This is a genomic window from Nitrospira japonica (assembly GCF_900169565.1).
In the GTDB taxonomy this organism is placed as follows: domain Bacteria; phylum Nitrospirota; class Nitrospiria; order Nitrospirales; family Nitrospiraceae; genus Nitrospira_C; species Nitrospira_C japonica_A.
Genome location: NZ_LT828648.1, coordinates 1,059,232 through 1,079,075, shown reverse-complemented (window position 1 = coordinate 1,079,075; position 19,844 = coordinate 1,059,232). Strand labels below are relative to the sequence as shown.

Sequence of the window (19,844 nt, the reverse complement as noted above, 5' to 3'; positions counted from 1 at the left end):
CGACGCCGCGAAGCACGCCGCCGCCATGACCCGGCGCGATATTCCCCTCGGTTTCCGGGCGGACGGAACCGAGCTTCGCATTCCACCTGTCGGCTCAAACCTCCTGATCGCCGGGACCTCCGGAAGCGGGAAATCCAGCCTGGCCCACGGTCTGCTGGAACGGCTGTCGGACTGCGGCTATCAGGTCTGCATCATCGATCCGGAAGGCGACTACGCCTCCGTCGATCAGGTCATCGTCTTCGGAAACCCGCAACGAGGACCTTCGATCGAGGAAGTCCTGACGGCACTCGACAGTCCCACGGCGCAGGTAGCCGTCAATCTTGTCGGACTGCCTTTGAAAGACCGGCCCGCGTTCTTCTCCGATCTGTTGCCCCGCATCCAGGAGCGGCAGGCGCAAATCGGCCGGCCGCACCGCATTTTGATCGACGAGGCCCATCACCTCATGCCGAAGCAATGGGAACCTGCCTCGGAGCTCACCGGACGCATGACCGGGATGATCTTCGTGACCGTCCACCCGGAGGAAGTCTCATCCGGCGTCCTACGGTCGGTCGACGCCGCCGTCGCGATGGGCGAGGACCCGGCACGTACGCTGGGCGCTTATGCGGAACGAGTCGGGTTGTCGCTGCCGGCCGGTTCCTGGACCCTGGACCAAGGAGAGGCGGTCGTATGGCCGGTCAGGACCGGCGGAATGCCGGAGCAATTCGGCATCGCACCGTCACGCGGCGAAAGACGTCGGCACCTCAGGAAGTATGCGGAAGGCGAACTGCCTCAGGATCGCAGCTTTTACTTTCGCGGGCCGCGGGAAGAGTTGAATTTGCGAGCGCAAAATCTCATGCTGTTCTGCCAGCTGGCTGACGGCATCGACGATGCCACGTGGCTCTACCATCTTCAGCGGCACGACTATTCCAACTGGATCGAGGGATCGATCAAGGATTCCGATCTGGCCGGGATCGTCAGGGACGTCGAATCCCTTCCGTCCTTGTCCGCGAGGGAGAGTCGCCTCCGGATCGCTCAAGCGATCGAAGCCCGTTATACGCTGCCCGCCTCCGGCGCCCAATCCTGACATATCCGCTCTTGACTGTCGCGTGACTTTGGAATGATCGAGAGACGTCCGTTCGCGCCCCCCATGAACCGGCACCGAACGGGCGAAGATGAACCGAAGTCATGTCGGAGAAGCGAACGGTCCGCAGGGGGGAACCGAAGGGTTTCGAACCAGCGTCATCAAGCGGCCGGCTCACGGCGAGAGAGCCGCGATTTCGAGGCCGGACGCCTTGAACGCGTTGCCCGCTTGATCCGCTTCCGCGACGCGGACCGGCGGGGTGTTCGCCCATCCCTTGAGGACGAGGCGGCAACCGGCACCGTGAGAACGGCTAAGAGCCCCAGGAGCATGAATCCGATCATCAAGCGCATGCCGATCCTCCTCCCGTGGAAACCGTGGTCTCGTATATCGTCATCTCCGTACGTGTCTACCAGATTCAACCCGCGCGAACGTCCGGCTTACTCGACGGAGGAAGGGGTTCGAGGGGCGCTGGTGAAGATCGACGCCAGCCAAGTGATCGCCCCCCATATGGCCAGCCAAAATACGACGGGGCCCGCGTGATCGAGCAATTGCCCTCCAATCGAAGGAATAGGACTCGTCTTCTCAGCCCTCAGGTCGGGCAAGACATTGGCGACGCGGGCGGGCCCCATATTTCGATCCAGTGCCGCATCGGTCGCACCCGTCTGCTCAAATGCGGCCTCGCCTATTTGATCTCCGGCCGGAATCGACCACGTGGGAGAGACCGCGGATCGATCAGCCATGAGCGCCGACGCGAGTTGCTGGCGTAATTCCTCCCCCGCCGACCGCAAGTCGATCGCACCGGCACCCAAGCCGAATCCCAGAAACAGCAAAACCATCTGCAACGCGACGGCGAGCGCCCATCCTGCCGCCATTTCCAACCAGTTGATCCGCGGGCTCTGCATGGGCCTCCGGGAAATGACGGAATGCGCGACTTCGATCCTCGGTGCCATGGTGTCATCCCATCCATGCCGAAGCGATCGGAGCAGCCTCCGGACGACGACGGCCTTGTTGAATGACGCCGGGACCGGCTCCCTTGGCTGCGGCGATGGCGACCAGACTCAACAGATGCGCCCGGTCGAACGGCTTGTCCACGACGGCAAATGCTTCCGCGCCGAGACGATCATGCTTGAATGAAGCTCTGTCGCCCGTGACCATGATCACCGGAAGATCCGGCCACATCGCTCGTACCATGTCCAAGAGCTCCAATCCGTCCATCTTGGGCATACGATAGTCCGTCAGCAGGACGTCGTACCGCCGACGCTTCAAGCATTCGACGGCCTCGAGCCCGTCTCCGGCTCCATACACATTGAATCCTGCCGCCTCCAGTACCGTGGACAGAATAAACCGCACATCGGCATTGTCATCGACCACAAGAATCCGTTTTCCATACCCTTCCGCCATGTGACACCTCCTGCATGACGACATATGAATGTAATGACAATCCGCCCGTGGGGTAGATGAGCAAGGATCGGGCCTTAAGATCTCGATGGAAAATCGTCCCGATTTGCACCGGCAAGTAGGACGGCCTGTCCTTTCCTCGACAACCTGTCCTCAGCAGGGGTACCCGAAATAGCGCAACTTTCTGAGCAGCGTTTTACGGTGGATACCGAGGATGGCGGCGGCGCGGCCGAGATCCTGGTTGTGCGCCTCCAGTACGCGGAGAATATGGTCTTTCTCCAATTCGGCCAGTGTCACCCATCCGCGGGCCTGAGCCGCCGCCTGCACGGTGGCGGTCTGAATCGACTGCGGCAGATCCTCGGGGAAAATGACGGACTGCGGCGTCAGGGCGATGGCCCGTTCGATCGCATGCTCCAACTCCCGGATATTGCCCGGCCACCAATACCGGGTGAGCAGCGACATGGCCTCCGGCGCGATGCCGGTGACCGGCGGGGACTTCTTTTGCCCGTACATTTGAATGAAATACTGGGTCAGCAAGGGGATGTCTTCCGCACGTTCCCGAAGCGGCGGAATCTGGATCGTCACCACGTTCAGTCGATAATACAGATCCTCGCGGAACGTGCCGGCTTTGACAAGCTGATCCAGGTCCTTCTTGGACGCGGCGATGATGCGGACGTCGATGTTCATCGGCGCGTTGCTGCCCACGCGCCGGATCTCCCGCTCCTGGATCACCCGTAACAGCTTTCCTTGCAGAACCGGAGACAGGTCTGCGACTTCGTCCAGGAAGCACGTGCCCTGGTGCGCTTTCTCCAGCAGGCCCTTCTTGGAAGCGACCGCGCCGGTGAAGGAGCCGCGCTCGTGTCCGAACAATTCGGATTCGAGCAGAGTCTCCGCCAACGACCCGCCGTCGACGGCGACGAACGGACCGGCGCTCCTCGCGCTGTTCGCATGGACCGCCCGCGCGATCAATTCCTTTCCCGTGCCGCTTTCTCCCTGAAGCAGCACCGTGCTGTCGGTATGGGCCACACGGGCGATCGACTTGTAGACCGAGACGATGCCGGCGCTGCTGCCGACCAGGTTGTCGAACCGATAGCGATCGCGCAGCTGCTCCTTGAGGGCCTGGTTCTGGCGGGAAAGATGCTTGTGCTCCAGCGCGCGCCGAACCACCAACCGGATATCGTCGACGATAAACGGTTTGCTGAGGTAGTCGAACGCGCCGGACCTGAGCCCGTCGACGGCGGTCTTCAGGGAACCAAAGGCGGTCATCAGGATCACCGGTACATCCTGGTTACGGCTCCGCAACTCTTCCAACAAACTCATGCCGTCCAGGCTCGGCATGTGGATGTCCGACATCACGAGGTCGGGCGGCCGGTCCGTGATCCGTTCAAGGGCGGTCTTGCCGTCCGAGGCGGTTTCCACGTCGTAGCCCTCCTTCGCCAGAATCTCGCTCAGCAACCCCCTGGTATCTTCGTCATCGTCCACCACGAGCACATGAGAATGAACGTCCATCAGTTTCTCCATTGTTCCGCCGTGGGAAGGAAAATCACGAAGCTGGTTCCCTTTCCCGGCTCACTTTCGACTGTAATGCGCCCTTCGTGGGCCCGCACCGTTTCCTGCACGATAGCCAGTCCCAAACCGGTGCCGCGGCCCGCCTGCTTGGTGGTGAAAAACGGCTGGAAAATCTGCGTCAGATGATCGGGATTGATGCCCTGGCCCGTATCGACGATCTCAATCGCGACTCCAGTCGATCGGACCGATCCGCGCCAGGTGGCCGCGCCCTCCGCCGCCCGCGTCCGCAAGCACAGCGATCCTCCGTTGGGCATCGCCTGCAGCGCGTTCTCGATCAGATGGTTGACGGTTTCCTGTATCTGCTGGCGGTCCACTTCGGCCGGCGGCAGATCGGCCGCCAATTCGGTGATGCAGGCGACGTGCAGGCGTTCGCATTCGGTCTTGAACAACGACACGCAGTCCTCAAGGCATTCGTTCACGTCGGTCCGCGTCCGGACCGGCGGTTCGCGGCGCGCGTACAGCAACAGATCCTGGATGATGCACGAAGTCCGTTCGATTTGCGCTTCTACCATCTGCAGCCGCCCGCGCACTTTTGACGGCAGGGAGAGGTCCTCCATGAGCAGTTGCACGTGCCCGGACAAGGCCGTCAACGGCGTGCCGATTTTGTGGGCGACGGTAGCGGCGAACTGCCCCACGGCCGACAACCGCTGCGCCCTGGCGGCGGCCCGTTGGACGGCCGAAAGGATTTCATTGGTGCGCGCAAGGGCTTCGTTCTTGGCACGCAATTCTTCTCCCGCACGCTGCAAATCCGCTTCCGCCTGCCGTCTTGCGGTGATGTTGCGGATCATCAATGCGAGGCCCGACATCGAGCCGTCGGGAGCCGCCACCGCGAAGGCATGAACGTTCAGGTATTCGGGCGCACGCTCGTCCGGACGATACAGCGTTTCATAAGAGATAGGGATGCCGGTTTCCTGCAGCCGGTGCAGCCGCTCGGCCGGAAGCTCCAGAGCCGCCCAGAGGGAGGCAGACGCCGGCCCCGGCCCGATCAACTCCTCACGCATCTGCCCTGACAAGCGGACAAACGCATCGTTGACCTCCAGGAAGGTTCCCTCGAACGTGGCATAGGCAATCGCGTCGTGGGATGAATGGAAAATGCTCTTGAACCGCTCCTGCACCGCTTGAAGCGCCGCTTCCGCCCTGGCGCGAGCGTGCTCGGCCAGGAGAAGCCGATACCGATCCTCGCTGGCCTGCAGCGCTGCCACGGTACGGCGGTGCTGCAACAGGAAGAGACCGGTAAAGACCAGCACAAGAAGTCCCAGCCCGCGACTGGCGACCGCCGTTTCGTAGGACAGGCCTCCATTCGAATCGATTAAACCCGCCAGCAGCAGGCTTCCCCCGACCGTCAAGGCGATCCCCGTGTACTGCGGTAACAACTGTGTCGTCAGGACGACCGGTACGAAGTAGAGAACCCATACCGCCGCGCCGAGCGAGAAATATCGGTCCGCCGCAAACGTCGCGACCGTCATCACGACCAACAGGACAACGGTCGTCGCCGTGCCGGAAAACAATATCGAATGGGCCGGCTCGGATTTCTCCATTACGTTATGCCCTCTCTCGGGACAAGTTGTCCCGCTCTGGAAGGCTCGACCATTCACTACCCGACAGGATGATCCGACGTAAGTTGCAGAATTTCCGTCGATTCATACTTGTGGCAGTCTTTGTGCTTACCGCCGATATACAGGGCGTAGCGCCCGATCGGCGGCAGACTCTTCCGCTCCGATCGAGGACCTTGCCGAGCACCGCACCTTTTTGAAGAGGAGACTCCAGCATGAATTGTGAACGATGCGGCGGTTTCAAAGTTTTCGACTACTTCTATGGTCCGTTGCAATGCGATGGATTTCGCTGCGTCAATTGCGGCGCGATTACCGACATGCGAATTCTGACGCCTCGTCGGGAGCCGGCGTCCAGAACCCGCGTGAAGCTCGGCCGTACGCCGTTGTTTGCGATGGCGGGGGTGGCTTCAGCCAACCGACAGCCATGAATTCGTGCTCCACGCTCGGACGCGCCGGCGCTCCACCGGCCGGCGCCCGAGTTTAAATCCTGTCTCGGCCGACCGATGGTATCCGGAAAGAGAAGTATGAATTCGCGGCCATACGAAGCAGTCTGACTCACAAAGCCGGGAATCGTACACTGGGAGAAGCCCTAGCAGGGAGCAATGGACGTAACCCTGTTCGTGCGAGGATTACGGCCGTTCGAAATAGACATCCAGCCAGGGCGCCAGGTGAAAATCTCCTCTGACCGGTTGCCGAGAAACCGCGCAGGCGGTGCGACACCCACCCTTGACCATTCGCTCTTCCAAACCGGCCCACCATTTCAGACGAGCGGCGGGAACGGACGGCAGGGTATCCGCGTGGCAGGCACGCAACGTGAGACCGAAGCTGCTCATAAAACTGGTGAGCCCTACGGGAGAATACCCATAAAGATAAGGGAAGGTCAGGAGGTCGTTCCATGCCAGCGCGGCATCGAGCGGCCGTCGCCATGGCTTGGGTAGCTTCGCCCGGAGAGCCATCGCCCATTCAAAACAGGCGCCGTTCGGAATTCGGATCACCAGCATCCCGCCGCTCCGTATGAGTGGAACGACGGAGTTCAGCAAGGGATGAGGATCGGAGAGCTGGCCAAAGGAGTTCCAGATGGTGACCGCATCGAAGGTCTCTCCCGACCATCCTGCGTCCTCGATCGTGCTTTGCAGCGTTGCCGATCCTCGCCGGCGGCCAAGGTCCGTCAGCGCGTGATCCGGATCGAGGTCCAGCATCTCCCAGCCCAGCGCTTGTCCTTCAGCGAGGAATCCGCCCGTGCCGCCGCCGATCTCGAGAACCCGCGGCGCGGTACGGGACCGAACCGGCAGATACCCGCACAACATTCCGGCTTTTGAACGAAACCATCGGCCCTGGGTCTCGAATTCCGTCCGAACACTCTCGTGATCGTTCCGCGTGGCCAGGTACGCACGCGTGATGGCTTCGGGGCGAGGGCGGGGATTGCGATACAGCAATCCGCACTCCAGGCAGGCTACGATACTGGTCAGATAATTCTGCGTGAAGATCCATCGATCTTCCGACGTCCCTGAAGGCTGCGCGTGCCAGCGACGACGATAAAACCGTTCCAGCTGTCGTCGCTGCGAGAAAATTTCACCGGACGAACAGACGAGGGTCCATTGCGTGGCATGACAGACGTGACATCCGGCCGACGGCCTCGGCCGTTCATGGAGACTCGTTTCGGAGATGCGATCGGCGTCCGAACGGGCAGCCTGCGAGAGCGGGTGACGAGGCCCTTCCGATTGACGACTCATCAAGTAATCCGTTCAATGGATCCGAGCCAGCAGACATCAAAACTCTCTTGCGACACGCAGCAATAATCCCGCCAGGACTCTATCATGGACGGATGGAATTGCCCTGCGACAGGCTAGGGGTCTTCCCAGTAGGTCTATACCTATGATCGGCGTAGCGTACACCTTAGAAAATAACCCTCGGCGCGCGAAGAGGGAGGACTTAACATGGACCAATCTGCTTCATCGGTTTCGGTCATATCTCCTGCGGTATCCTCCATGGCGTCCGTGACGACGAGATTGAAGTCCGACATTACCGATCGCATCTTCGAGACAGTACGGCGGACACAAGTGTGTGAGATGGAGGATCTGGTTCAAGCCTGTTCTTCGTACACCTGGAACCAAGTTTTCCTTGAAGTGGACCGCCTGAGCCGTACGGGTGAGCTCCGCTTGTTGCCGAAGCAGGGCGGCATCTACGCCGTGACGCTGCCGGCCGCATGAGGATGCCGGATGCGTACGGTGACCTTGATATGATCATCGCCGCTGGGTCGCGAAATCGCCTACGCACGGTCTTCGGCGCCGTCGGTTGCCTCATTCTTGTCGCAGGCGTCTGGATCATCGCACCGGGTGAGTCTGCTTATGCGGCGGGCGGGACGCATGCGGCACTGGACACGCCTCCGGGCATCCATACCATTTCCGGCACGCTCAGCATGTTGGACGTGAAAGAGGGAAAGGGTACGCTCACGACGGATCTCGACAAACCTGTTTTCTTTCGCCTGACCAGACCCGACTTGTTCGAGCGGTTGTCTATCGGAGACCGCGTCACCATTCAATTGGATGAGGAAGGCCGGGCTGTAAAGGTCATCGAAGCTCTTCCGGCTGAAGTTCATGAGCCGCCGCCGCCGCCGAATAATCTCCCCCCTCCTCAACAATGAAGCCGTCGGAATTCGCCGACGTATGGCCCGATGACTTAGAGCCCCCGCGACCTAGGGATTCCACCAGTAGGCAGAGAGACTAGCCGACTTTTACTGTTACTCGCTCTCCTCTGCGTGTCGATAGATTAGGCTGCGGGATGCGATTCGCGTCCGACGCATCGTGGGTGAAGCCATATCCGTTATGAGCGACGTCCAGGCCACCATCCTCAACGTCAACGAACGCAACGGGCAACGGTACGAACGGCGGAGCATGCTCGAACGCGCCGGTTACCGGGTGCTCGACGCGGCCTGCGGAGCGGATGTGCTGCGCGTGCTCCAGGACGTGCGCCCTGAACTGGTGTTGCTCGACATCGACCTGCCCGACATCAGCGGCTTCGACCTCTGCCGGCAGATCAAGAACCGCCCGGAGCTGACCGACACGATGGTCTTGCACGTCTCGGCCGCAGAATTCAGCGGATCGGACCGGGCCCTTGGTCTTGAAATGGGGTCGGATGGTTATTTGGTCGAACCGATCGAGGAACAGGAGCTGCTCGCGGGCGTGCGATCCCTGCTGCGGCTGCGGGCACGGCAACGGGAAAATGAAGGCCTCCTCGCCCGGCTGCGGCGCAGCGAGGAACAGTTCCGGGGCCTCTTCGAACAGGCCGCGGTCGGCATGTGCGTGTTGGGTCCGGACGGGCGATTCCTGCGGGTCAACGAGAGACTGGGCGTCATCGCCGGACGGACCGAGCGGGAACTCATGGATCGGGAGCTTCGCGATCTGACTGACCCGGCGGACCGGAGAGAACACGATTCGCAAGTCGGCAAACTGCTTCTGGGAAGGCTCACGGAAGTCTCCTTGGACCAACGTCTCCTGCAACCGGACGGGCGGACGATTTGGACCACCTTGACGCTCTCGATCCAATGGGATGCGGGGGGACGGATTCAATCATTGATCGGCGTCGTTGAAGACATCGACGCGCGGAAGCGGGCAGAATTGGAATTACGCAATCATGCCGTGCGGCAGCAGCTCCTCAGCGAGGCCATGGACCGGCTCTTGCGCGTGGACGATCCTGCGCGGGTGATGCACGAGATCTTTGCCTCGTTGCGTTCGACACTGGAACTCGACATCTTCTTGGACTATGACGCACGGCCTGAGTTGGACTCCATCGAGCTGTCCACCTGGGCCGGCATCCCCGAACAGGCGCTGGCACCGCTCCGGCTTCTGAAGTTCGGCCAAGCCCTGTGCGGCACGTCCGCCGCCTCACGGCAGCCGATCGTCGTCGACCATTTGCAGTCCGTTTCCGATCCCAAGGCACTCCGGGTGCAGGCGACCGGTTCCAATGCCTACGTGTGTTTTCCTCTCATCGTCGGAGACCGCCTGCTCGGAACACTCGCGTTCGCCAGCAGCCGCCGCTCATCCTTCGAATCCGACGAGCTCGATCTGCTTGAAGCGGTCTCCCACTCCGTGGCGATGGCCAAGGAGCGCCGACGCCTGCTTCAGGAAGCCCGCCAGCGGGCTGCCCAGCTCACCGAAAGTGAGGAACGGCTCCGCTTTGCGACCGAAGGCGCCGGCATGGGCACCTGGGACGTGGATCTCAAGACAGGCCGGGTGGTCTGGGACCGGCAGAATGCGCGGCTGTTGGGATATGCGTCGGACGGTTGCACGTCGTCCGCCCGGCAGTGGTGGAACCTGGTACACAAGGACGACCGGTCTGCCGTCCGCGAAGCCGTGGCCGCCGCCCGGGATAGCCGAGGCTTTTATCGCTGCGAACATCGCATCCTTCGGGCCGATACGGGAGAAACCCGTTGGCTGGCCTCGTTCGGCCGTATTCATTACGACGACGCTGGTCATCCGTCGCGGTTCGCCGGCGCGGCGTTCGACGTGACCGAACGGAGGGAAACCGAAACCCAGCGGCTTGAATGGACGCGCGAGTTGGAGCGGCGGATCGGCGAACGGACCAAGGAGCTGGTGCACACCCATGACCGCCTCCGCGCCTTGGCGCACGACCTGACGCTGACGGAACAGCGCGAGCGACAACGCATCGCGGAGGAACTGCACGATTATCTGGCGCAGATGCTCGTCGTCATCCGCCTGAAGATTCGGCAGGCCGACAAGATGGTCTCGGCGGAGCCGGCCTCCAGCGTGCTGGACGAGGCCGACCGTCTCATCGATCAATGCCTGACCTATACGCGGACGCTGGTGGCCGAACTCATGCCGCCGACGCTCCGGCAGTTCGGCCTGGCCCCGGGGTTGCGTTGGCTCGGCGAACAGATGGAACATCAAGGCCTGCGCGTGGAGGTCGACGTGCCGGCGATGACACCGCCCTTGCCGGAAGACCATACCGCACTCCTCTATCAATGCGTCCGCGAATTGCTGTTCAACGTGCTGAAACATGCCGGAACGAAGGCGGCAGCGGTCCGCATGACGCAGGACGACGGAGGGCGGCTGCAGATCGTCGTCCGGGACGAAGGGTTCGGCTGCGACCCGGAGTCCGTCATGGAGTCGCGGGGCGACAAGTTCGGATTGTTCAGCGTTCGCGAACGCATGGAAGCCCTCGGCGGATGGATGGAATTGGAATCCAAGGCGGGCGGCGGCACGACGGTGACACTGGGCCTGTCGGCCGACGTGCCCCTGAATCGGCCGCCTTCGACGCAGCCTGCCGGGACGCGACGCGACGCCGCCGGTGGCGACGCGGTGATTTCGCCGTCCTTCCGCAGGGAACCGGCGCCTTCTCATCCTTCGCGCCACCCCTCTCCCATTCGCGTCCTGCTGGTGGATGACCATGCGATGGTCCGTCAGGGATTGCGCAGCGTGTTGGACGGTTATTCGGACTTGACCATCATCGCCGAAGCGGGTGACGGCGAAGAGGCCGTGGCGCTGGCCAAACTGCTCCACCCGGACCTGATCGTCATGGACGTCAACCTGCCGAGGCTCGACGGCATCGAGGCCACCAGACGGATCAGAACGGATCGGCCGGACGCCTTGATCGTCGGGCTCTCGGTCAACCAAGCCGAGCATGTGGTCAGCGCCATGAGAGCGGCGGGAGCCGCGGCTTTTCTGACGAAGGAAAGCGCAGCGGATCATCTCTACGAAACCATCGAGGCCGTAGTGGGCCGGTAATGTCTCCGCGGCCGCCTTGGCTGCCCGTCTTGGCGCAGCCGCACGGCGGCGGCACTCGCTATCCGCCCCGATTAGCAGTAGACTCGCCCCGGAAAGGAACCTGCCGGTTTCCTCCGATGGACAAGTCCCGTACAAGCAGAGTCGGACGCTTTTGGACGTATTCGGCCATCGGCCCTCTTTATGCAGGCATTGCATGGCTCGACCTCATGCTCCCGCTGGGCAGCGCCGTCTGGCTCCTCTATCTCTTTCCCTTATGGCTGCTCTCGCGCTTGAGTCCTTTTGACGCGCGCGTCGTCTACCGCGGCGCCGGGCTCACGACGGCGCTCATCATCGTCAATCTCCTCCTGCCACAATCCGGAAGCTTCACGTCGACGTCGGCTCTCAACCGAAGTATCGGCATCAGTCTCGTCTGGATCATTACGCTGCTGCTAGTGCGGGCCCGCCGCCAGGCGTCCGCGCTGTTGGAAAACCAGGAACGCCTGCGGATGGCCCTGGACAGCGCCGGCCTCGGCATGTGGGACCAGGAGATGGCATCGCACAAGACGGTGTGGAACGAGCGGGCGTATGAGCTTCTCGGCTATCAGCCGCCGGAACCGGCCGCCGGTGAAGCCCTGTGGAGTGCCGCGGTGCACCCGGCCGATGCGGAAAATGCCGGTGCCGAGATCACGCAGGCGCTGAAGGGACGCTCGATCTATCGGCATGAACATCGCATCATCCGTCGGGACACCGGCGAGATCCGTTGGATCGCGCCATACGGACGTTTTCTCTACGACGGACCGGGCCGCGCACAGCGCTTCGTGGGCGTGTTTTCCGACATTACAGAGCGCAAGCTGTCGGAAGAGGCCTTGTTGCAGAGCGAGGGTCAGTTCCGGATCAACTTCGAGCTGGCCGCCGTCGGACAGGCGCAGGTCAGCGTCACCACCGGCCGATTCATCCGCGTGAACGATCGGTTTTGCGACATCGCCGGATATCCCGCCGCCGCCTTGATGGGCATGACGCCCCACGATCTCACGCATCCCGACGACCGTTCCATCGACGACCGGCAGGTCGAGCGGCTGCTGCGCGGAGACATCGACGAATATCATTGCGAGAAACGCTACCTGCGCCACGACGGGGACGTACGATGGGTCCGGGTGTCGGCCCGTCTGATCCGCAACACGGCGGGAGGACCGGTACGGACCATCGCAGTCGTGGAGGACATCACGGAGCGTAAAGAAGCCGAGGCGGCGCTGCTCAGACTGACGCTCAATCTGGAACAGCGGGTCGCGGAGCGGACGAAGGCCTTGACGGAATCCCAGCGTCGATTGCGTGCGCTGACGTCGGAGTTGAACCTGACCGAACAGCGGGAACGGCGGCGGCTGGCCGGCGAACTGCACGATTATCTCGCCCAGTTGCTCGTCGTCGGGCGCATGAAGATCGGACAAGCGCTTCAACGGATCGGGCAGGGCGAACCACGCGAGCAGCTGGTCGAAGCCGACCAGGTACTGGACGAGTCCCTGACCTATACCCGTTCCCTGGTCGCACAGCTGGCCCCTCCCGTGTTGCAGCAATTCGGGCTGTCCGCCGCGCTGTCGTGGCTCGGCGAAGAATTTCACCGCCACGGCCTGAGCGTCGCCGTGCAGGCGCCGCCCGAGGCGCCTCCACTTTCGGCGGATCAAGCCGGCTTGCTCTTTCAGTCGGCCAGGGAATTGCTGATGAACGTCGTGAAGCATGCCAAAACGGAAGCGGCCTTCGTAGCGCTCCACTGCGACGACCGGCATCTGATCCTGACGGTCCAGGACAAGGGAGCGGGCTTCGACCAGGTCCTGGAGCAAGAAGCCAAGGACAAGCTCGGTCTCTTCAGCGTGCGGGAACGGATGCACGCATTGGGGGGCTCTTTTACGCTGGACTCCTCGCCGGGCGCCGGCACACTGGCCACGTTCACGCTTCCGCTCTCGCCCAGAACACCGGCCCCGTCCGCCGAAGGGCACCGGGATGGGGCGAGCCGCGACGGACTCAGCTCCGATCGGGACAACCGATTACCGCGCGATGGCAATGCCCTCGAGACCGGCCAACGCCAGCCGATTCGTGTGCTCCTGGTGGACGACCATACCCTGGTCCGTGAGGGACTCCGCAGCCTGCTCAAGGATTATCCGGACATCGAAGTCGTGGGGGAAGCGGGAAACGGAGAGGAAGCGGTCGAACTCTCCAAACATCTGCTCCCGCGCGTCATCGTCATGGACGTCAACATGCCGAAGATGGACGGCATCGAAGCCACGAGGATCATCGCGCGAAGCCTGCCGAGCATGGTAATCGGACTTTCGGTCAATGCATCCAGACGGGTCCGGGATTCCATGAGCGAAGCCGGGGCCTATGCCTTGCTCACCAAGGAGTCCGTGACCGAATCCCTCTACCGCACCATCAAGAGGGCCGCCGACGGCGTCATAGGGCAGGACGATCAAGAAGCACTGCCCTTCCCCGGTGCCGACGCGCAAGGTTGACCGCGCCGGGCGCTCCTCATTGTCGGGGAGACTCCGAAGCCGTCCCCGACGACCCCCCCGGTTGACTGCCATTCCGTTCCAACTGAAGAAATGCCGCGCTGCGGAGAATCATGATGGTTTTGGCGTGCCCATTCGGGAGTACCCAGGCATCGATTCTATCCCCGGGTTGGATATGCCCGAACTTCTCCGTGTCCGTCCCCACATGAATCTTGGCCTCGGTTCCCGCTTCGTCCTTGACGACAAACTCCTCCCCGGAAATCGCCACGACGTCGACAACAAAATGCTTCGGGTCTTGTGCGGACGTCGCAGCCGAAGCGATGCCGGACCCTAACCATACCGTCAGCCCGCACAGGAGGCCAAAAGCCAATCCTGCCGCCGAGAAGCCATACCGGTTAGCAGCGGCTGTCGCGGTGATTCGTACATGCATGGCTCGCCTCCGCAATATCGGAATCTTCCATGACTTCGCGGGCCTCCACCTGTGCTCACGTGACAGGAGGCCGGCGCCCCATCAGGAAACTGACGGCTGCAAAAATGAGAAACACGATGAACAGGACATAGGCGATCTGCGTGGCAGTCCCGGCAACACCGCTCAGCCCAAGCAGCCCCGCAATGATCGCAACGACCAAGAATGTGACCGCCCAGCTCAACATAAGGACTCCTTTCGTCCGATCCGTGACCCCTCCCGGCATCGTGTCCACACGGAAGGCGGGATACTTGATCTCAGCCTAGCCGGACTCCTCTTCCCGTTTAACTCGTGAAAGCCCCAGATCGTCGGGCCGGCGACCCTCGGTCTGATTGTGAAGCCCTCTCGTATGCATCAAAAATATAGGTGGACCCCGACGCCATACCAGGAAACGTATTCCCGATAGAATTGTCCGTCAGGGGAGGGGCCGGCATAGTATTCGCCCAGCACTTGGATGCGACGATCTCCTATACGAGCATTTTCAAATTGTAATCCGGCCATGATCGATTGCCCGACGCCCCAATTCGTCATCTGATTGCACTGAAAATCCCCATAGGCCACGGGACGAACCAAGCCGTCCAGAAACGTGCGGGGTGAAACCAACTCCACGCCCCACTGTGTCGTCGCCAAGCCGAGGTCATCCGGATCGCGATGGACCAGGACGCCGCCGCCCCCGTACAGTCGCAACCAATCGAAGAACTCGTACGAAAGCTTCAGGTCCACGGCTTCGTAACTCAAATTGATTCGCGTCACGCCGGGATTACCGAGCAGGAATTCGTCCCCCAGATGGGAGCTCTGGTGCTGGATCCGGGCCATGAGGGAAAATCGGCCGTTTCGATAACTGCTCAGCACTCCCACCCGGTAATCGGCATTGACCAGATCGATGGAGGCTGAATCGACATTGAAAATACTGAAGACGCCGGCTTGGATCCCGATATCCCACTCGCCGCCGAAAAAGGACCTGTTTCGGTAAATCGCGAAGGTCTCGCCGAAACTGGTGGCGGCTACGCCGGAAAGATCCAGCCCCTGCGTATAGTGCCGGTAGCTCGCGCTGAAATGAGGCCAGCGTGGATCGGCGTGCAGAGGGGAAAACAATAATCCCCGGGGAAGCCATTTGGATTGCGATTCAGGAATGGTGACGTGCGCGCCTTCAGGACTCGGAGGAACCGATGCGGGATCGCCGGTACGAAGCGTCACGCGGGTCACTCCCGAAATACGTCGAAGCGAGGCCTCGACCTTGCCGCGGTCGACGTTGCCCAAGGTCCTGGCCGTGACGACGATCTCGCCGTTGACAACATCGACGACGGCGTCCGTGACTCTGTACTCATGCTCGAGCATCGCCGACGCATACCCGGCGATGTACTCATCCGACGCGAAAGCCCGGTTCTCCGCCAGCCATAACAGGCAAAAGAATCCAACGCCGAAAACCAGCCAATACGATCGCCCCTTTCGCCCCATGCCCACACCTCCCTATCTCTTTCGGAAAGGCCGCACTCACCCCTGTTCCGTCAGAAATGGAAGTTGATTCCGACCGTCATCATATGACCGCAACGACTCCGACCTCCGACGGACAACAGGCCGATTTCCACTCGCTGGAACAGCCCGTCATCCGCCCGAGTGGACGGAGCCCCTTGAAAAAACTACCGAACCGGCTTCTTCTCAACCTGATCCGGCTTGGGTCCTTGAAACCATGTATCGGCCCACCCGGAAATCTCATCTTTTTGCTCACCGTAGCGTTCCTGAACTTTCCCCAAAAACTTCTCGTAGTTTCCTTCGATTTGCATGAGATCGTCGTCGGTAAACTTGCCCCATTGCCGCTTCAACTCGCCCTTGAACTGGCCCCATTTCCCTTTGAAAGTATCGGCATTCATGCTGTCCTCCGGTTTCGGTTATCGCATCCGGCATCGCCGGATGCGGGGTCGTCTTGCTTCCTCTGTCACTCTATCCTGTCGGCGACGTGGACCCGGCTGGGAAAACCCCCGGCACGCCAAGAGACATTCTCTAGGTAACTCCCCGAATATTGCAGGGCGACGGCTGGGACATGCACGACGAAATCCGGACGCTCAGAGAGCGGACGGATGGTGCGGACGATGCTTGATCGGCAGTGCCGTGCTGATCTGCATCACGGCGAGGGATCGGCCTTTCAAGTCGTAGTGCGTGCCTTCCGTGACGAGGGGCGCGCGTGCGGGAATGAGCTCCTGGGTGGTATCCACCACCAGTTGCCAGCGATCGTTCGCCGGATGGGGGGGCAGCATGAAGGAGATGGGTTCGTGGTGGGCGTTCATGAGAATCAGAAACGTGTCGTCATGAATGGGATTGCCAAGATGGTCTTTTTCCTCGATGCGGTCTCCGGCCAGACGCACGCCGAGGCAGCGGACGTAACCCTGCTGCCAATCCGCTTCCGTCATTTCCTCACCGTCCGGCCGGAACCAGGATAAATCCTTGATGTCCGCGCCGTAGATGCTGCGCCCTTGGAAAAACTGGCGCCGCCGGAAGACCGGATGCGCGGCCCGCAGCATGATCAGCGCACTGGTGAATGCGAACAGCGCCTGTTCTTCATTGGCAATTTCCCAATTGAACCAGCTGATTTCGCTATCCTGGCAATAGGCATTGTTGTTGCCTTGCTGGCTCCGCCCGATTTCGTCGCCGCCGCAGAGCATCGGAACCCCTTGCGACAGCAACAAAGTCGCCAGCATGTTGCGCTGCTGGCGGACTCTCAATTCACGAATGGACGGATCGTCCGTCGGCCCTTCGACCCCGCAGTTCCAACTCTGGTTGTCGTCCGACCCATCCGCATTGCCTTCGAGATTCGCCTCGTTGTGCTTCTGGTTGTACGACACCAGATCGCGGAGGGTGAATCCGTCGTGAGCGACCACGAAATTGATGCTGGCGAACGGGCGCCGCCCGCTCGCTTCGTACAAATCGCTGCTTCCGGACAGCCGGTAGCCGAGCTCGCTGACCTGCCCGCCGTCGCCTTTCCAATAGCGACGGATGGAGTCACGGTACTTTCCGTTCCATTCGGCCCATCCGGCGGGAAAGTTTCCAACCTGGTAGCCGCCTTCACCGATGTCCCACGGCTCGGCGATCAGCTTTACCTGCGACAGCACGGGATCCTGGTGGATGATGTCGAAGAACCCTCCAAGCCGGTCCACGTCGTGAAGTTCGCGGGCGAGCGTGGAGGCGAGGTCGAAGCGGAACCCATCCACGTGCATCTCCAGCGTCCAATACCGGAGACTGTCCATGATCAGTTGCAGCGTCCGTTGGTGACGCACATTGAGTGTGTTTCCGGTGCCGGTGTAGTCCATGTAATAGCGCGGCTGGTCCGGCACCAACCGATAGTAGGCAGCATTGTCGATACCGCGGAATGAAAGGGTGGGACCGAGCTGGTTGCCTTCGGCCGTATGGTTGTACACCACATCGAGGATCACTTCGATGCCGGCGCTGTGCAGGGTCTTTACCATGGTTTTGAATTGATTGACGCCGAGTTCCGGCTGGGCGGCGTACCGCAGATCGGGGGCAAAGTAGCCGATCGTGTTGTATCCCCAATAATTGGTCAGTCCCTTGTCGACCAGATGCTTGTCCGCCACGAACGCGTGCACGGGCATGAGTTCGATGGCCGTGACGCCCAGACGCTGCAAATATTCGATCACCGGCCTCGTGGCGAGTCCCGCATACGTGCCGCGCAGCGCCTCGTGGATCAGCGGATGCCGCATCGTGAATCCCTTAACGTGCATCTCATAAATTACCGTTTCGCTCCAGGGCCGGCGAAGCGGGGCATCGCCTCCCCAGGTGAAGGACTCTTCGATCACCACCGACTTCGGCACCTGCGACGCGTTGTTTCGCTCGTCGAATGACAAGTCGGCATCCGCATCGCCGATCCGGTAGCCAAACATCGAATCGGACCATTGCAGCGCTCCGTTGAGCGCCTTGGCATAGGGATCGATCAGCAGCTTGTTCGGATTGAACCGGTGCCCGGCGAGTGGATCATAGGGACCGTGAACCCGGTAGCCGTACAGTTGTCCGGGTCTGGCTTCTGGAAGAAAGACGTGCCACACCTGGTTCGTGCGCTCTTCCATGCGGATGATGTGAGTTTCTTTTTCCTGGTCGGGCCGATCGAAGAGACAGAGGTCGACTCCGGTGGCGTTCTCCGAAAACAGGGCGAAATTGACGCCTTCGCCGTCCCACGTGGCTCCGAGCGGGTAGGGATGGCCGGGTCGCACGGTAATTCTGGTCATGCACGTCCTCCTCGGTCCTGTGTACGAATAGCCGCGCTGGCGGCGGAGCGAAGAGCGCGACGCACCTCGCCAAGGGATGCGCAGCTCGCGCACATCGCATCCGGAATCGAAATCCTGAATTCAGCCCGTGGAATCGCAACCGACACGGCGGTTCAAGACTTGTTCAACAGACTGGCGAGATCCTCGGCATGCTCTTCTTCCTTGGCCGTAATCTCCTCAAGCAATCGCCGCGTCGTCGGATCGTCCGCACCGATGTACTCGATCATCTGCCGATAGCTGTCGATGGCAATCCGCTCGGCGACGAGATCCTCGCTGATCATATCCTCCAAGGAATGACCTTCGGCATATTCCGAATGGCTGCGGCTCAATAGGCCATCGGGCGAAAAATTCGGCTCTCCGCCCAATTGCACGATCCGCTCGGCGAGGGCATCCGCATGCGCCTGCTCTTCCTTGGCATGCTCCAGGAATTCGGTCTTGACGCTCTCCGATCTCAGCCCTTGCGCCATAAAATAGTGCCGCTTGTAGCGCAGCACGCAGACGACCTCGGTCGCCAGGGCGTCATTGAGAAGATTGAGCACGACGGGCGCCTTGGCCTTGTAGCCCGCCGTCACCGCGCCGTCCCCGATGTGTTTACGCGCCCGTTCTCGAATCGATTTAATGTCCAGGGTGAACTGTCCGTCCTTCATCGTCTCCTCCTTTCCGTTGCCCCCGCTGATCGCTCATGGTTTCCGGTTGGCGCATTCCCTCGGTCCATGCCGGAGTGACCGTCGGCACGGCGGCGGAAGCGACTTCGAGCGGCGAGAGCATGCCGACCACGATGCCGCGCCCGTTCACGACGGGCAGCGAAGATAGTTGCCGGTCCTTCATCGCGGATAATGCATCCCCCAGGATGTCGTCCTCATGACAGACGAGGGTCTGTCGTCCCGCGATCACTTCTCCGACTGTCCGGGCCCGCTGTGGCTCCGCGCGTGTGAGCTGCATCGCCAGGTCGCGGTCGGTCAGCAGACCCATCGGTGCCGATTCTTCTCCAACGATCAAAGACGTGACCTGCCGCTGTTGCATGACCTCCGTAGCCTGCGCCAGGTCCGATGCTGGGGGGATGACCGCGAGATGCCGATCCATGACGTCCTTTACCCGTCGTTCTTCACCGGGGAGAACCCCCAGTTGTTCCGCTTCAGTAGACTCCAGGTACAGTCCCCCGCGGCGCCGCCGTGATGTCATTCTGTCCATATTTTCCACCGTACTCCCGGGGAACAGTGGCACGGCACTCGGAAATTCCCCAGGTTCCCGAAAGAACTAGGGGCAGGCCTAGTTTCTGCACACAGTCCCGTAAGGGATAATC

At 61.4% G+C, this 19,844-nt stretch carries 18 protein-coding genes; 6 read left to right on the top strand and 12 right to left on the bottom strand.

All coding sequences use genetic code 11. The features are described 5' to 3' along the window. Positions 1-25 precede the first annotated feature (25 nt). Entirely contained in the window at positions 26-1,063 is a 1,038-nt protein-coding gene (locus NSJP_RS05240) for an ATP-binding protein (protein ID WP_080885874.1), read from the top strand. A 434-nt stretch (positions 1,064-1,497) separates the two neighbouring features. Here NSJP_RS05240 and NSJP_RS05235 read toward each other — a convergent pair whose 3' ends face one another. From NSJP_RS05235 to NSJP_RS05220, 4 genes are all read right to left on the bottom strand, one after another. Then, the gene (locus NSJP_RS05235) at positions 1,498-2,010 is read right to left on the bottom strand and encodes a hypothetical protein (protein WP_080885873.1); all 513 of its coding nucleotides are present in this window, start codon (positions 2,008-2,010) and stop codon (positions 1,498-1,500) included. A gap of 4 nt (positions 2,011-2,014) precedes the next feature. After that, the gene (locus NSJP_RS05230; RefSeq protein ID WP_172834177.1) at positions 2,015-2,461 is read right to left on the bottom strand and encodes a response regulator; all 447 of its coding nucleotides are present in this window, start codon (positions 2,459-2,461) and stop codon (positions 2,015-2,017) included. A gap of 150 nt (positions 2,462-2,611) precedes the next feature. Then, positions 2,612-3,967, bottom strand: a complete 1,356-nt coding sequence (locus NSJP_RS05225; RefSeq protein WP_080885871.1) for a sigma-54-dependent transcriptional regulator — start codon at positions 3,965-3,967, stop codon at positions 2,612-2,614. Beyond that, a complete protein-coding gene (locus tag NSJP_RS05220; protein WP_080885870.1) occupies positions 3,967-5,565 on the bottom strand; it encodes a two-component system sensor histidine kinase NtrB in 1,599 nt (532 codons plus the stop codon). Before NSJP_RS05220 ends, NSJP_RS05225 begins: the two co-directional genes overlap by 1 nt. A 230-nt stretch (positions 5,566-5,795) precedes the next feature. Here NSJP_RS05220 and NSJP_RS05215 point away from each other — a divergent pair, with 230 nt between their 5' ends. Continuing rightward, positions 5,796-6,008, top strand: a complete 213-nt coding sequence (locus NSJP_RS05215) for a hypothetical protein (RefSeq protein WP_080885869.1) — start codon at positions 5,796-5,798, stop codon at positions 6,006-6,008. Positions 6,009-6,209: 201 nt separating this feature from the next. Here NSJP_RS05215 and NSJP_RS05210 read toward each other — a convergent pair whose 3' ends face one another. After that, positions 6,210-7,313, bottom strand: a complete 1,104-nt coding sequence (locus tag NSJP_RS05210) for a class I SAM-dependent methyltransferase (protein ID WP_080885868.1) — start codon at positions 7,311-7,313, stop codon at positions 6,210-6,212. 204 nt (positions 7,314-7,517) lie between these two features. Here NSJP_RS05210 and NSJP_RS05205 point away from each other — a divergent pair, with 204 nt between their 5' ends. The 4 genes from NSJP_RS05205 (at position 7,518) to NSJP_RS05190 (ending at position 13,804) form a co-directional block, all read left to right on the top strand. Further along, complete coding sequence (locus tag NSJP_RS05205) at positions 7,518-7,790, top strand: hypothetical protein (RefSeq protein ID WP_080885867.1); 273 nt, start codon at positions 7,518-7,520, stop codon at positions 7,788-7,790. Positions 7,791-7,819: 29 nt separating this feature from the next. Continuing rightward, positions 7,820-8,224 (top strand): hypothetical protein, encoded by a 405-nt coding sequence (locus tag NSJP_RS05200; protein WP_155969898.1) that lies wholly within the window; start codon positions 7,820-7,822, stop codon positions 8,222-8,224. A 181-nt stretch (positions 8,225-8,405) separates the two neighbouring features. Next, complete coding sequence (locus NSJP_RS05195; protein ID WP_080885865.1) at positions 8,406-11,324, top strand: response regulator; 2,919 nt, start codon at positions 8,406-8,408, stop codon at positions 11,322-11,324. Positions 11,325-11,440: 116 nt separating this feature from the next. Further along, on the top strand, positions 11,441-13,804 hold the full coding sequence (locus NSJP_RS05190) for a PAS domain S-box protein (protein WP_172834176.1): 2,364 nt from the start codon (positions 11,441-11,443) through the stop codon (positions 13,802-13,804). 16 nt (positions 13,805-13,820) lie between these two features. Here the strand turns inward: NSJP_RS05190 and NSJP_RS05185 are convergent, their stop codons facing one another. The 7 genes from NSJP_RS05185 to NSJP_RS05155 all read right to left on the bottom strand — a co-directional run bounded on the left by NSJP_RS05185 (position 13,821) and on the right by NSJP_RS05155 (position 19,732). Next, positions 13,821-14,231, bottom strand: coding sequence for a hypothetical protein (locus NSJP_RS05185; RefSeq protein ID WP_080885863.1), 411 nt, complete (start codon positions 14,229-14,231; stop codon positions 13,821-13,823). A gap of 55 nt (positions 14,232-14,286) precedes the next feature. Then, positions 14,287-14,454 (bottom strand): DUF1328 domain-containing protein, encoded by a 168-nt coding sequence (locus tag NSJP_RS05180; protein ID WP_080885862.1) that lies wholly within the window; start codon positions 14,452-14,454, stop codon positions 14,287-14,289. 167 nt (positions 14,455-14,621) lie between these two features. Beyond that, the gene (locus tag NSJP_RS05175) at positions 14,622-15,725 is read right to left on the bottom strand and encodes a DUF1207 domain-containing protein (protein ID WP_080885861.1); all 1,104 of its coding nucleotides are present in this window, start codon (positions 15,723-15,725) and stop codon (positions 14,622-14,624) included. 182 nt (positions 15,726-15,907) lie between these two features. Next, positions 15,908-16,138, bottom strand: coding sequence for a CsbD family protein (locus tag NSJP_RS05170; RefSeq protein ID WP_080885860.1), 231 nt, complete (start codon positions 16,136-16,138; stop codon positions 15,908-15,910). A gap of 192 nt (positions 16,139-16,330) precedes the next feature. Next, entirely contained in the window at positions 16,331-18,502 is a 2,172-nt protein-coding gene (gene glgX, locus NSJP_RS05165) for a glycogen debranching protein GlgX (protein ID WP_080885859.1), read from the bottom strand. Positions 18,503-18,654: 152 nt separating this feature from the next. Continuing rightward, complete coding sequence (locus NSJP_RS05160; RefSeq protein WP_080885858.1) at positions 18,655-19,188, bottom strand: ferritin-like domain-containing protein; 534 nt, start codon at positions 19,186-19,188, stop codon at positions 18,655-18,657. Beyond that, positions 19,157-19,732 (bottom strand): CBS domain-containing protein, encoded by a 576-nt coding sequence (locus NSJP_RS05155; protein ID WP_080885857.1) that lies wholly within the window; start codon positions 19,730-19,732, stop codon positions 19,157-19,159. The genes NSJP_RS05160 and NSJP_RS05155 overlap by 32 nt, the downstream gene beginning before the upstream one ends. Between the last annotated feature and the right edge of the window lie 112 nt (positions 19,733-19,844).

Coding starts and splice junctions, on each gene's coding strand:
- NSJP_RS05240 (WP_080885874.1), top strand. CDS start 26: ATGACCCGGCGCGATATTCCCCTCGGTTTCCGGGCGGACGGAACCGAG.
- NSJP_RS05235 (WP_080885873.1), bottom strand. CDS start 2,010: ATGGCACCGAGGATCGAAGTCGCGCATTCCGTCATTTCCCGGAGGCCC.
- NSJP_RS05230 (WP_172834177.1), bottom strand. CDS start 2,461: ATGGCGGAAGGGTATGGAAAACGGATTCTTGTGGTCGATGACAATGCC.
- NSJP_RS05225 (WP_080885871.1), bottom strand. CDS start 3,967: ATGGACGTTCATTCTCATGTGCTCGTGGTGGACGATGACGAAGATACC.
- NSJP_RS05220 (WP_080885870.1), bottom strand. CDS start 5,565: ATGGAGAAATCCGAGCCGGCCCATTCGATATTGTTTTCCGGCACGGCG.
- NSJP_RS05215 (WP_080885869.1), top strand. CDS start 5,796: ATGAATTGTGAACGATGCGGCGGTTTCAAAGTTTTCGACTACTTCTAT.
- NSJP_RS05210 (WP_080885868.1), bottom strand. CDS start 7,313: ATGAGTCGTCAATCGGAAGGGCCTCGTCACCCGCTCTCGCAGGCTGCC.
- NSJP_RS05205 (WP_080885867.1), top strand. CDS start 7,518: ATGGACCAATCTGCTTCATCGGTTTCGGTCATATCTCCTGCGGTATCC.
- NSJP_RS05200 (WP_155969898.1), top strand. CDS start 7,820: ATGATCATCGCCGCTGGGTCGCGAAATCGCCTACGCACGGTCTTCGGC.
- NSJP_RS05195 (WP_080885865.1), top strand. CDS start 8,406: ATGAGCGACGTCCAGGCCACCATCCTCAACGTCAACGAACGCAACGGG.
- NSJP_RS05190 (WP_172834176.1), top strand. CDS start 11,441: ATGGACAAGTCCCGTACAAGCAGAGTCGGACGCTTTTGGACGTATTCG.
- NSJP_RS05185 (WP_080885863.1), bottom strand. CDS start 14,231: ATGCATGTACGAATCACCGCGACAGCCGCTGCTAACCGGTATGGCTTC.
- NSJP_RS05180 (WP_080885862.1), bottom strand. CDS start 14,454: ATGTTGAGCTGGGCGGTCACATTCTTGGTCGTTGCGATCATTGCGGGG.
- NSJP_RS05175 (WP_080885861.1), bottom strand. CDS start 15,725: ATGGGGCGAAAGGGGCGATCGTATTGGCTGGTTTTCGGCGTTGGATTC.
- NSJP_RS05170 (WP_080885860.1), bottom strand. CDS start 16,138: ATGAATGCCGATACTTTCAAAGGGAAATGGGGCCAGTTCAAGGGCGAG.
- glgX (WP_080885859.1), bottom strand. CDS start 18,502: ATGACCAGAATTACCGTGCGACCCGGCCATCCCTACCCGCTCGGAGCC.
- NSJP_RS05160 (WP_080885858.1), bottom strand. CDS start 19,188: ATGAAGGACGGACAGTTCACCCTGGACATTAAATCGATTCGAGAACGG.
- NSJP_RS05155 (WP_080885857.1), bottom strand. CDS start 19,732: ATGGACAGAATGACATCACGGCGGCGCCGCGGGGGACTGTACCTGGAG.